Annotated in this window: 6 protein-coding genes, 1 tRNA gene and 3 pseudogenes; 1 reads left to right on the top strand and 9 read right to left on the bottom strand. The window is 66.7% G+C overall.

Features of this window, described 5'->3' with window-relative positions:
* Nucleotides 1–19 precede the first annotated feature (19 nt).
* The 8 genes and pseudogenes from AC0IX7_RS12895 to AC0IX7_RS12860 form a co-directional block, all read right to left on the bottom strand.
* Nucleotides 20–298, bottom strand: coding sequence for a trehalase family glycosidase (locus AC0IX7_RS12895; RefSeq protein WP_471813871.1), 279 nt, complete (start codon nucleotides 296–298; stop codon nucleotides 20–22).
* Nucleotides 298–1,548: a trehalase family glycosidase gene (locus AC0IX7_RS12890; RefSeq protein WP_471812218.1), complete on the bottom strand. Its 1,251-nt coding sequence runs from the start codon at nucleotides 1,546–1,548 to the stop codon at nucleotides 298–300. The genes AC0IX7_RS12895 and AC0IX7_RS12890 overlap by 1 nt, the downstream gene beginning before the upstream one ends.
* Nucleotides 1,548–3,166, bottom strand: a pseudogene (locus AC0IX7_RS12885) (alpha-D-glucose phosphate-specific phosphoglucomutase). Before AC0IX7_RS12885 ends, AC0IX7_RS12890 begins: the two are co-directional and overlap by 1 nt.
* A pseudogene (glgA, locus tag AC0IX7_RS12880) lies at nucleotides 3,163–4,608 on the bottom strand (glycogen synthase GlgA). The pseudogenes AC0IX7_RS12885 and glgA overlap by 4 nt, the downstream one beginning before the upstream one ends.
* 151 nt (nucleotides 4,609–4,759) lie before the next feature.
* Nucleotides 4,760–6,022 (bottom strand): glucose-1-phosphate adenylyltransferase, encoded by a 1,263-nt coding sequence (gene glgC, locus AC0IX7_RS12875; RefSeq protein WP_471812217.1) that lies wholly within the window; start codon nucleotides 6,020–6,022, stop codon nucleotides 4,760–4,762.
* An 82-nt stretch (nucleotides 6,023–6,104) separates the two neighbouring features.
* A pseudogene (gene glgB / locus AC0IX7_RS12870) lies at nucleotides 6,105–8,265 on the bottom strand (1,4-alpha-glucan branching protein GlgB).
* Nucleotides 8,262–10,688 carry a glycogen/starch/alpha-glucan phosphorylase gene (locus AC0IX7_RS12865; protein WP_471812215.1) on the bottom strand — a complete coding sequence of 809 codons (2,427 nt, stop codon included), beginning with the start codon at nucleotides 10,686–10,688 and terminating at the stop codon, nucleotides 8,262–8,264. The pseudogene glgB and the gene AC0IX7_RS12865 overlap by 4 nt, the downstream one beginning before the upstream one ends.
* A gap of 147 nt (nucleotides 10,689–10,835) precedes the next feature.
* A tRNA-Tyr gene (locus AC0IX7_RS12860) sits at nucleotides 10,836–10,922 on the bottom strand.
* 161 nt (nucleotides 10,923–11,083) lie between these two features.
* On the opposite strand from AC0IX7_RS12860, the gene rlmB reads away from it, so the two are divergent.
* Nucleotides 11,084–11,827 (top strand): 23S rRNA (guanosine(2251)-2'-O)-methyltransferase RlmB, encoded by a 744-nt coding sequence (gene rlmB, locus AC0IX7_RS12855; protein WP_254685206.1) that lies wholly within the window; start codon nucleotides 11,084–11,086, stop codon nucleotides 11,825–11,827.
* Nucleotides 11,828–11,984: 157 nt separating this feature from the next.
* Here rlmB and AC0IX7_RS12850 read toward each other — a convergent pair whose 3' ends face one another.
* The gene (locus AC0IX7_RS12850; protein WP_471813870.1) at nucleotides 11,985–12,332 is read right to left on the bottom strand and encodes a 2Fe-2S iron-sulfur cluster-binding protein; all 348 of its coding nucleotides are present in this window, start codon (nucleotides 12,330–12,332) and stop codon (nucleotides 11,985–11,987) included.
* Between the last annotated feature and the right edge of the window lie 32 nt (nucleotides 12,333–12,364).

The raw sequence follows: 12,364 nt of genomic DNA, 5'->3' as shown, positions 1-12,364 counted from the left end.
GCGCTGCGGCGGCGGCGCGTCATGGGCGATTCACCATCAGCGCGCGCGTGACCCCGTTGGTCCAGCCGAAGCCGTCCTGATTGGGGTATTCGCCGCCACCGCCCGGCTTGCGCTCGACCACGTCGTATTTCTCCAGCAGCTTGCCGCTCGCCTGATATTCGCGATCGACTGAGGCGAGCCAGGCCTTGGTGATCCGGTCCGCAAGCGCGATTTCGCCGTAGCCGCGCAGGCCCTGGATCGCGATCCATTGCAGCGGTGCCCAGCCGTTCGGGTCGTCCCATTGCTGGCCGCTGCCGATCAGCGTCGTGCGCAGGCCGCCTTCGCCGACGAACGGGCGGAGTGCGGTGGCGGTCGCGCGTGCCTGATCGGGGTGGCGACCTTGGCGAATAGCGGGAAGGCCATCGCCGCGCTGGCGAAGTCGTTCGCGCGGTTGGTGTCGAGATCGTAATCGGCAAAGAACCGGCCGTTCCACAGATGCTGGCGGATCGCGGCGGTGCGCGCGGTCGCTTGGGCGGTGTACGACGTCGCGCACGCGGTGTCGCCGAGCGTCCGGCAGTTCGCGGCGATCGCCTGCTCCATGCCGACCATCAGGCTGTTGAGGTCGACCGGCGCGAGCCGGGTGGTGCGGATCGTCGCGAGCGTGCGGCCGTCGGCCAGCCAGCGCGACGAGAAGTCCCAGCCGCTTTCCGCCGCCGCCCTCAGATCGCGGAAGAGTTCTCCGCGATTACGCGACGGCGTGCGGTCGGCGAGCTCCGCGTCCTCGCGATAACTCTCGTCGCGGGGATCGTCGCGATCGTCCCAATAGCGGTTGAGCAGCGCGCCGTCGGGCAGGCGGACGGCGCGGCGCGATTGCTGGCCGGGCTTGAGCGTCTCGGCGCCGGCCATCCAGAACGCGTGTTCGGCGCGGAGCTGGCGGTTACGGGTGGCGAGCGTCCTGGGATCGCGCGACAGGCCGGCGATCAGGTAGAAGAACGGCGGTTGCGAGCGGCTGAGATAATAGGTGCGCGTGCCGTTGGGGATATGGCCGTAGCGATCGATCAGGCTGCCAAAGTCGACGATCATGTCCTCGACCAGATCCTGCCGCCCGGAGCGCTGGACGCCGAGCAGCGTGAAATAGCTGTCCCAGTAATACATCTCGCGAAAACGGCCGCCGGGGACGACGTAGCGCTTCGGCAGGGTCAGCGCGGAGGAGCCTGCGGGGACGCTCGTCTGCGTGCGCGTCAGTTGCGGCCACAGCGCGTCGATGTGCGCCTTCAGCGTCAGCCGCTCGGCCGATGGCCGCGCGGCGGGCGTCGTCGGGATCGTGAAGTTCGCTGCGACGAACCGGCGCAGCGCAGGCTCTGCATCGCAGCGGCATTTCGCATAGTCAGCGAGGATCGCCTTCGCCGGCCGCTTGGGCGTCGCGTCGGCGAAGGTCTTCGAGTCCGGAAACAGCCCGCGCATCTGCACCGCCTTGTACAGCGGGCCGAACATCTGCGCAGGCGACTGCGGCACGGGCGATGCCGCGACCAGCAGCGCGGAGAGCGCGAGCAGGCCGTAACGGCGCATCAGGTGACGACGTCCGGTGCGTTACGGCCGGTGTGTTGCTCGATACCCGCGATCGACTCCGCCGCTGCGACGATGCTGGCGAGCATCTCGCCGGTGTCGCGGTCGAGATCGCCGCCGACCGGTTCGTAGCGTTCGAGGTACACGCGCAGCGTCGCGCCGGTGGTGCCGGTGCCCGACAGGCGGAACACCACGCGGCTGCCGCCTGCGAACAGGATACGGACGCCCTGGTTGCGGCTGATCGAGCCGTCGGTCGGGTCGGTATAGGCGAACTCGTCCGCGGTCTCTACGGTGAGGTCGCCGAACTGCTGGCCGGGGAGAGTGGCGAGGCTCGCGCGCAAGGCCGCTATCAACGCGTCGGCTCGTGAGGTCTCGACTCCTTCGTAATCGTGGCGCGCGTAATAGTTGCGCCCGAACTTCGCCCAGTGATCGCGGGCGATCGCGTCGACGCTTTCGCCGCGCACGGCGAGGATGTTGAGCCACAGGAGGACCGCCCACAGGCCGTCCTTCTCGCGGACGTGATCCGAGCCGGTGCCCGCGCTTTCCTCTCCGCAGATCGTCGCCATGCCGGCGTCGAGCAAATTGCCGAAGAACTTCCACCCGGTCGGCGTCTCGTAGGCGGGGATGCCGAGCGCTTCGGCGACGCGGTCGGCGGCGGCGCTGGTCGGCATCGAGCGGGCGATGCCCTTGAGCCCGCCTGCGTAGCCCGGCGCGAGGTGCGCGTTCGCGGCCAGCATCGCGAGGCTGTCCGAGGGGGTGACGAAGCGGTGCTTGCCGATGATCAGGTTGCGGTCGCCGTCACCATCTGATGCCGCGCCGAAATTGGGCGCGTCGGGGGCCATCATCGTCTCATAGAGTTCGTGCGCGTGGACGAGATTGGGGTCGGGGTGATGGCCGCCGAAATCGAGGAGGGTTCACCGTTGCGGACCGTGCCTGGCGCGAAGCCGAGACGGCGTTCGAGGATCTCGGTCGCGTAGGGCCCGGTAACCGCGCTCATCGCGTCGAACGCCATCGTCAGTTTGGCGGCGCGGATCGCGTCGAAGTCGAACAGCGTTTCCATGAGGGCGGCGTAATCCTCGACGGGGTCGACGACTTCGACGGGCATGTCGCCAACCGTGACTTCACCGTCGCTGTCGATGTCGATGTCGTCGGCATCGACGGTCAGCCAGCGATCGATCTCAAGCGTCCGCGCGTTGATCGCGTCGGTGACGGATTCGGGCGCGGGCCCGCCATTGGCGATGTTGTACTTGATCCCGAAATCCTCGTCGGGGCCGCCCGGATTGTGGCTGGCCGACAGCACGAGCCCGCCGATCGCGCCGCGCTTGCGGATCATGTGGCTGGCGGCAGGCGTCGACAGGATGCCGCCGCGACCGACGATCACGCGCCCGAAGCCATTCGCCGCGGCCATGCGGATCGCGACCTGGATGACTTCGCGGTTGAGGAAGCGGCCATCTCCGCCGATGACCAGCGTCGCGCCTGCCTTGTCCTCCACCACATCGAACACGCTCTGGACGAAATTCTCGGCGTAGTTCGGCTGCTGGAAGACCTTCACCTTCTTGCGCAGGCCCGACGTGCCGGGCTTCTGGTCGGTGTAGGGCGTGGTCGAAACGGTGCGGATCATGCGTGCTCCAGAAGGCTCGAATACAGGTTTGCGTAGCGGCGGCCGCTCTCGTCCCACGAGAAGTCCGCGCGCATCGCGTTGCGCTGCAACATGGCCCAGCGATCAGGGCGTGCATAGAGGGCCATCGTTCGGCGCAGCGCGTGGCTGAGCGCTTCCGGCGTGACACCGTCGTGCTGGACGCCGGTGGCGACGCCGGCGGCGATCGCGGCTTCGTTGGCGTCGATCACAGTGTCGGCGAGCCCGCCGGTGCGCGCGACGACCGGGATGCAGCCGTAGGCAAGCCCGTAAAGTTGCGTCGAGGCCGCAGGGTTCGAACCGCGACGGGATCAGGATCGCGTCGGCGCCACCTTGCAGCAGGTGCGAGACGGGTTCGTCATAGCCGATGCGGACGCCGATCCGGCCGGGGTGGCGTTCGGCGGCGGCGAGGAACGCGCGCTCGAGGTCCGCGTCGCCGGAGCCCAGCAATGCGAGCCGGCCGCCGAGCGCGACGAGTTCGTCGAGCGCGCCAGCGAGCACGTCCATGCCCTTTTGCCCGGTAAGACGGCTGACGACGGTGAACAGCGGACCGTCGTCGGTGTCGAGGCCGAACAGTGTCTCGATCGCGCGTTTGTTGATGCGGCGGCGGGCGAGCGTACGAGCGGTGTAGCGGGCGGGGAGGGCTGCGTCGGTCGCGGGGTTCCAGACGGCGGGGTCGATACCGTTGACGATCCCGGTGACGCGGCTGGCGCGGTCGTTGATAAGCCCTTCGAGGCCCATGCCGAATTCGGCGCGGCGGATTTCGGCGGCGTAGGTCGGGCTGACGGTGGTGATCGCGTCGGCGGCTTCGAGGCCGGCCTTCAAATAGCCGACGCCGCCATAATATTCGACGCCGTCGAGCGCGAAGGCGATGTCGGGCAGCGCGAGGTCGGCGAAGATGTCGTAGCCGTAGCGGCCCTGGAACGCGATGTTGTGGATCGTCACGACGGTCCTGGCGGGCTTGGCCGGGCCGGGGGCGTAGCGCAGATAGGCGGGGCCATCGCCGCCTGCCAGTCGTGCGCGTGGAGGATGTCGAACGCGTAGCCGGGGACGACTCCCGAGGCGAGGTCGGCGGCGGCGCGGCTGAACGCGGCGAACCGGCGCCAATTGTCGGGCCAGTCCGCGCCGGTCGCGTCGCCGTACGGGCCTCCGCCTCGAGCGAAGAGGGCGGGGGCGTCGAGGACGAGGAGCGGGTGGTCGCCGATCTTTGCTTTCAGGATGCGCGCTTCGGCGCCGAGCAGGTCGGTGTAGCGGTGGACGACTTTCGCGCGCTTGGTGACGGCGGCGAGTGCGGGGTAGCCGGGGAGGAATGTGGTCACCGCCACGCCATGCGGCGCGAGCGCGGCCGGCAACGCGCCGACGACGTCCGCGAGACCGCCGGTCTTGATGATGGGGTAGGCTTCGGAGGCGACGGAGAGGACGCGCATTATCGTGGCGCTCCGGTTGGCATGGGACGGCCGCTCCCCTCCTGGAAGGAGGGGCCGAGGTGGGTCGGTATGGGGCAGGTGAACCGGTAGCCAATTGGCCGACCCACCCCATCCCCTCCCTTCCAGGGAGGGGTAGGTATCGCCCAGCCTATCACGCGGTCAGCCGGTCGATCATGGATTTGGTCACCAGCACCACGCCGCTGTCCGTCCTCCGGAAGCGCTGTGCGTCCGACTCGGCATCTTCGCCGACGATCAAACCGTCGGGAATTTCCACGCCGCGATCCACCACCACCTTCGACAGGCGCGCGCCGCGGCCGATTACGCAATGCGGCAGGATCACCGCCTGATCGAGCACCGAATAACTGTGCGCCCGCGTGCCGGTGAAGATCAGGCTGCGGTGGATCGAGGAGCCCGAGATGATGCAGTCGCCCGAGACCAGCGACGACACCGCCTCGCCCCGACGACCATCGTCCGCGTGGACGAACTTCGCGGGCGGCGTGACCTCCGAATAAGTCCACAGCGGCCAGCTCCGGTCGTACAGGTCCAGCTTCGGCACCACATCGGTGAGGTCGATGTTCGCCTCCCAATACGCGTCGACCGTGCCGACGTCGCGCCAATAGGCCTCGACCTCGAGCCCCGACCGCACGCAGCTGTCGGAGAAGCGATGCGCGACCGCCTTGCCGTGCTTGACGAGGTACGGGATGATATCCTTGCCGAAATCGCGCGCGGAGCCGGGCGTTTCCGCATCGCGGCGCAGTTCGTCGAACAGTAATTTGGTGTGGAAGACGTAGATCCCCATCGATGCCAGCGCGATATCCGGATTGCCGGGCACCGCGGGCGGATCGGCGGGCTTCTCGACGAAATCGGTCACGTTGTCGTGCTCGTCGACCGCCATCACGCCGAACGCGACCGCTTCCATCCGCGGCACTTCGAGGCAGGCGATGGTCACGTCCGCGCCGGTCTCGCAATGCTGTTGCAGGATCAGCTCGTAATCCATCTTGTAGATGTGATCGCCCGCCAGAATGACCATGTATTCGGGCGCGTGGCTCTCGATGATGTCGATGTTCTGGTACACGGCATCGGCGGTGCCCTCGTACCATTGGAACTCGCTGATGCGCTGCGAGGCGGGCAGGATGTCGAAGCTTTCGTTGCGTTCCGAGCGCAGGAAATTCCAGCCGCTCTGGAGGTGGCGGATCAGCGAATGCGCCTTGTACTGCGTCGCGACGCCGATCCGTCGGATGCCGGAATTGATCGCGTTGGACAGCGCGAAATCGATGATGCGCGCCTTGCCGCCGAAATACACCGCGGGTTTCGCGCGCGTATCGGTCAGTTCCATCAAACGGCTACCACGGCCGCCTGCCAGCACGTACGCCATTGCGTCGCGCGCGAGAGGCTGTCCTCGCCGTTCTACCATTTTCGCTCTCCAGTCACTGTTATCAGGTCGTATTAATAACGTCCGGCAACCCCGATCTGGTTCCGATGCCTGCCAGATCGCGTTACTCTTCGAACTCCAGCATGATCGTCGCGAGCGGGGGCAAGGTGACCCAGGCCGCACCGTCCTGCGCGACGACGCCGCCGAGATTGCCGAGGCCGCTGCCCCAATATTCATGCGCGTCGCTGTTGATGATCTCGCACCAGCGGCCATCGATCGGCAGCAGGATGCGGTATGGCGCGCGCGCAATCGGCGTCATGTTGGCGATGATCGCGACCGGTTTTGCGCCGGGGGCCTTGCGCAGCCAGGCAAACACCGAATTGGCGGCGTCGTCGGCGATCAGCCATTCGAACCCCTCCGCCTCGCAGTCGCGGGCGTGGAGCGCCGGCTTCTCGCGGTAGACGGTGTTGAGATCGCGGACGAGGTTGCGGATGCCTTCATGGCTGCGCGCGTTGCGCAGGTCCCAGTCGAGCGCACGGTCCTCGGACCACTCCCGGCGTTGCGCGAACTCCTGCCCCATGAAAAGCAGCTTCTTGCCCGGATAACCCCACATGAACGCGTAATAGGCGCGCAAGTTTGCGAATTGCTGCCAGTCGTCGCCGGGCATCTTGGTGAGCAGGGAACCCTTGCCGTGGACGACCTCGTCATGGCTGAGCGGCAGGACGAAATTCTCGCTGAACGCGTAGACGAGGCCGAAATTGATCTCGCCGTGGTGGTGCTTCCGGTGCAGCGGATCGCGCGCCATGTACTGGAGCGTGTCGTGCATGAAGCCCATGTTCCACTTGAACCCGAACCCGAGCCCGCCGCTCTTGCCGTCGTCGCCGACCGGCGCGGAGACGCCCGGCCAGGAGGTCGATTCCTCGGCGATCGTGAAGACGCCGGGGTGCTGGCCGTAGATCTCGCGGTTCATGTCGCGGAGGAACGCGACGGCTTCCAGTTCTCGCGGCCGCCCTCGGCGTTGGGAACCCATTCGCCGGCCTTGCGCGAATAATCGCGGTACAGCATCGACGCGACCGCATCCACGCGCAGCCCGTCGATGTGATAGCGCTCGGCCCAGAACAGCGCGTTGTTGACGAGGAACGACGCGACTTCGCGACGCCCGAAATTGTAGATCGCGGTGTTCCAGTCGGGGTGGAAGCCGAGCCGCGGGTCCTCGTGTTCGTACAGCGCGGTGCCGTCGAAATGCGCGAGGCCGAACGCATCGGTCGGGAAATGCGCGGGGACCCAGTCGAGCAGCACGCCGATCCCGGCTAGGTGCGCGCCGTCGACGAACCGCGCGAACCCATCGACGTCGCCGAAGCGCGCGGACGGCGCGTAGAGGCCGGTGGTCTGGTAGCCCCAGCTCGGGTCGTACGGGTGTTCGCTGATCGGCAGGAATTCGATGTGCGTGAAGCCCATCTCGACTACGTAGGGGATCAGGCGGTCGGCGAGCGCGTCCCAGGTCAGGAACCAGCCGTCGGCGTCGCGGTCCCAGGAGCCTGCGTGAACTTCGTAGATGCTGATCGGCACACGGCGCGGATCGACCGACGACCAATGCTTCCGGTGATCGGTGTCGGCCCAGTCGTGCGCGAGCTTGCGCGTGATCGAGGCGTTGGCGGGGCGGAGTTCGGACGCGAATGCGAACGGGTCGGCCTTGAGTGGTTGCAGCTGGCCATCGGGGCCGACGATCTCGAACTTGTACGCGCGGTATTCGGCGATGTCGGGGATGAAGATCTCCCACACGCCGACGTCGCCGCGCTTGCGCATCGCGTGGCGGCGGCCGTCCCAGTCATTGAAGTCGCCGACCACCGACACGCGCTGTGCATTGGGGGCCCAGAGCGCGAAGTGGACGCCGTGCGCCCTTCGTGCTCGATCAGGTGCGCGCCCATCTTGTCGTGGAGGCGGCGGTGCGTGCCCTCCGCCATCAGCAGGTCGTCGATCGGGCCGAGCACGGGGCCGAAGCTGTAGGGGTCGGTGACCCACCACGAGGTGTCGCCCGCCTCCGCATGGTATTTTACCGGCTGCGGGTCACCGTCGATCGGGCCTTCGAACAGGCCGCGATCGTCGATGCGGGGAAGGGTGCCGAGTGCGGTGCCGTCGAGCGCGTGCGCCTCCGCCTTGTCCGCGCCGGGCAACCAGACGCGCGCGAACACGCCGGTCGGGCCGCTGTGGACGCCGAGCAGCGAGAACGGATCGTCGTGACGCCCTTCGAGGAGGGCAACGATGGCGCCTTCGGGTGGCTTCACATTACCGTCCAGATTTCCCGCGCATATTCGCGGATCGTGCGATCGGACGAGAACCAGCCGACGCGCGCGACGTTGCGCACGGTCGAGGCGACCCAGGCGTCGCGGTCGTTCCAGCGCGTGTCGACGGCGCGTTGAGCGGTGGCATAGCTGTCGAAATCGGCGGCGAGCATGAACCAGTCGCCATCGTACAGCCCACCCATCAGCCCGGCGTAGCGCGTCTTGTCGTCGGGTGAGAACACGCCGGACGCGATCGCCGACACTGCCTGGCGAAGTTCGTTCGAGCCGTCGATTACCGCGCGGGGATCGTATCCGTTGGCGCGCTTCGCCTCGACCTCGTCCGCGGTCATGCCGAAGATGAAGATGTTGTCGTCGCCGACGCGATCCTTGATCTCGATGTTCGCACCGTCGAGCGTGCCGATCGTCAGCGCGCCGTTCATCGCGAACTTCATGTTGCCGGTACCCGACGCTTCGAGGCCGGCGGTCGAGATCTGTTCGCTGAGATCTGCGGCGGGGATGATCTTCTCCGCCAGCGACACATTGTAGTTCGGCAGGAACGCGACTTTGAGCAGGCCACCGACGGAAGGGTCCGCGTTGATCCGGCGCGCGACGTCGTTCGCCAGTTTGATGACGAGTTTCGCGTTGTGATAGCTCGACGCAGCCTTCCCCGCGAACAGCTTCACACGGGGCGTCCAGTCACGCTCCGGATGGCTGCGGATCTGGTCGTAGAGCGCGACGGTCTCGATGATGTTGAGCAGCTGGCGCTTATACTCGTGGATGCGCTTGATCTGCACGTCGAACATCGCGTCCGGGTCGACGCGGAGCCCCATGCTCTCCTTGATGTGATTTGCCAGTGCCACCTTGTTCGAACGCTTCACCCCCGCAAAGCGCTCCCTGAAACCGGAATCCTCAGCGAAAACATCCAGATCGACGAGCTTTTCGGCATCGTCCAGGAAGCCGTCGCCGATCGCACCGCGGATCAGCGCGGTGAGGCCGGGGTTGCACTGCTGGAGCCAGCGGCGCGGCGTGATGCCGTTGGTCTTGTTGTTGATCCGGGTCGGGTAGAGCCTGTGGAGATCGGCGAAGACCGTCTTCTTCATCAACTGCGTATGGAGCGCGGCGACGCCGTTGACGCTGTGCGAGCCGGCAAAGGCGAGGTTTGCCATCCGCACGCGCCGCTCGCCGCCCTCGTCGATCAGGCTGATCGCGGCGATCGCGCGGTCGTCGATTCCGTCCGTGCCGCGGGCTTCGCGCAACAGCTTGGCGTTGATCGCGTAGACGATCTGCATGTGGCGGGGGAGCAGGCGTTCGAACAACGGCAGCGGCCAGCTTTCGAGCGCCTCGGGCAGCAGCGTGTGGTTGGTATAGCCGAAGGTGGCACGCGTAATCTTCCACGCCTCGTCGAAGTCGAATTCGTGATGGTCGATCAGCAGCCGCATCAATTCGGCGACCGACACCGCGGGGTGCGTGTCATTGAGCTGGATCGCGGCCTTGTCGGGCAGCGTACGGATGTCGCCGAAATACTGGATGTGGCGCCGGACGATGTCCTGGATCGACGCGGACGAGAAGAAATACTCCTGGCGCAACCGGAGTTCCTGGCCGGCGGCGGTGGAGTCGTTCGGGTAGAGGACGCGGGTAAGCGTCTCGGCACGCGTCTGATCTGCCAACGCACCCGAGAAATCGCCGGCGTTGAAGCGATCGAGCTTGATCGGATCGAACGCGCGGGCGGTCCACAGGCGGAGCGTGTTGACGTGCTTGCCGCGCCAGCCGACGACGAGGGTATCGACCGCGGTCGCCTCGACCGCCTCGGACGGGCTCCAGTGGACCTGGCCGTTGTCGGCGGCGGTGACCTCGCCGCCGAAGCCGACGAAATACGCGCTCTCGCGGCGTTCGAACTCCCAGGGATTGCCGTGCGCGAGCCAGTTCTCGGGCATCTCGACCTGCCAGCCATCGTCGATGCGCTGGCGGAACATGCCGTTCACGTAGCGGATGCCGTAGCCGTAGGCGGGCAACGCGAGGCTCGCCATGCTCTCCATGAAACACGCGGCGAGCCGGCCGAGACCGCCATTGCCGAGCGCCGCGTCAGGCTCGATTTCCTCCAGCTCGGCGAGGTCGACGCCGTGCAAGGCGAGCGCGCGCGTCACCTCGTCGTTGCGCTGGAGGTTGGTCACCGCGTCGCGCAGGAGCCGGCCGATCAGGAATTCGAGGCTGAGATAATAGACGCGCTTGGCGCCGGCCGCGTGCGCCGCCTTGGTCGACGCCATCCAGCGTTCGACGATATCGTTGCGCACCGTCAGGATCGTCGCCGCCAGCCAGTCGTGGGGACGGGCGGCCTGCGCATCCTTGCCGATGCGGTGGACGAGCGCGTCTAGGATCGAGTCGGCGAGTGGTTGAGCGGATGGCTGAACAGCAGGATCTGAGGTCACGCGGCTTCCGAAATCGTTACGGTCGCCGTGATCCTAGCCGTCCATGCGCGGTTGTCACGCGGACTTCCTTCCGTGATCGGAAGAACTTGCCCTGCTCGTGCTGCTGGGCTCGTGCTGTTGAATTTTGTGCATCACCGCGCTGGGCGGTGGTGGACAGGGTAGGGTTCGAACCTACGTAGGAGAAACTCCGGCAGATTTACAGTCTGCTGCCTTTAACCACTCGGCCACCTGTCCAGGCCGCTCTTGCGAACGTCGCTCGTTGAAGCGAGGCGGCTCAATGGCGAAGCGCGCCCGGTGTGTCAACGCAGCTTTTGCGAAGTTTCGCGCTTCGGTGTTGCCGCAGAGGCCGAATGCCGACAAGGACGCGGCATACACAGACACGATAGAGAGCGAATATGGCACGCAAGGGACACAGGCCGAGCAAGGCACCGGCAGGCCGCCCCCGCTTTTGGGGCAAGCACGCGGTGGGCGCCGCGCTCGCCAATCCGGAGCGCACGGTGCGGAAAATCCTCGGCACGCGCGAGGCGCTGGCCGGGTTCGACCTGCCCGCCGACGTGCCCGTGACCTATGCCGAGGCGATGGATCTGGCGCGGCTGGTGCCGGGCGATGCGCCGCACCAGGGCGTGGTGATCGAGGTCGAGCCGCTCGAGGACATGTGGCTGGCGGATCTGCTGGAGCACGGCAAGGACGACAACCGCCCGCTGGTGATCCTCGACGGCGTGACCGATCCGCATAACGTCGGCGCGATCCTGCGCTCGGCGGCGGCGTTCGATGCGCTGGGGATCGTGACGCCGGATCGCAATGCGCCGCCGGAGTCGGGGACGATCGCGCGGGCTGCGTCTGGGGCGTTGGAGTCTGTGCCTTGGATCCGGGTGGTCAACCTGGCGCGCGCCTTGGAAGAGATCGCGGCGGCGGGGTTCTGGCGGATCGGGCTTACGGGCCACGCGACGCAGACGCTGGGCGAGGCCATGGGCACGCAGCGTGTCGCGATCGTGCTCGGTGCCGAGGGCGAGGGCATGCGGCAGAATACCGAGCAACATTGCGACGAGCTGGCGAAGCTGCCGATCTCGGACAAGGTCGAGAGCCTCAACGTCTCGAACGCTGCGGCAATCGCGCTGTACGCCATCACCACGCGGTGACCCGAACTCCCTCGCCCCTACGGGGAGAGGGAAGGGCCCGCCGCGCTTGCGGTGGGAAGGGAGAGGGGCGTGAGACTCGGGACTTGGATCCCAACAGCCCCTCTCCCTTCCGTCGCCTACGGCTCCTCCCTCCCTCTCCCCGGAGGGGCGAGGGAAGTCAGTCCTCCGCGGCGATCTTTACCTTCAATCCATCCAAACCGTCGGTCATCTCGATCTGGCACGACAAGCGCGAAAACTCGTCGCGATCACTCGTCGAGTCGAGCAGATCATCCTCGTCCGGCCCCATCGGCTTGAGTTTGCCCGCAAAGTCCGGGTCGACATGGACGTGGCAGGTGGCGCACGAGCAGCACCCGCCGCATAGCGCCAGAATCTCGTCGATCCCGGCGTCGCGGATGACTTCCATCACCGAAAGGCCGGATTCGCTCATGATCTCGCGTTCTTCCCCTTCGCGCGTCACGACGATAAGCTGGGCATGCTGTCCTCCGAAAAACTTTCGCCGATCCATGGCGTTACCGCCGCGCGCGATCAAGCGTCTTG

It is taken from the genome of Sphingomonas sp. AC411, assembly GCF_979253035.1.
Note: the sequence above shows the minus strand (reverse complement) of the source record. Positions and strands in the feature narration are given on the sequence as shown.

What these genes read in the sequence shown, in the direction of transcription:
- AC0IX7_RS12890 (WP_471812218.1), bottom strand. Translation starts at nt 1,548, where the DNA reads ATGCGCCGTTACGGCCTGCTCGCGCTCTCCGCGCTGCTGGTCGCGGCA.
- rlmB (WP_254685206.1), top strand. Translation starts at nt 11,084, where the DNA reads ATGGCACGCAAGGGACACAGGCCGAGCAAGGCACCGGCAGGCCGCCCC.
- AC0IX7_RS12850 (WP_471813870.1), bottom strand. Translation starts at nt 12,332, where the DNA reads ATGGATCGGCGAAAGTTTTTCGGAGGACAGCATGCCCAGCTTATCGTC.
- glgC (WP_471812217.1), bottom strand. Translation starts at nt 6,022, where the DNA reads ATGGTAGAACGGCGAGGACAGCCTCTCGCGCGCGACGCAATGGCGTAC.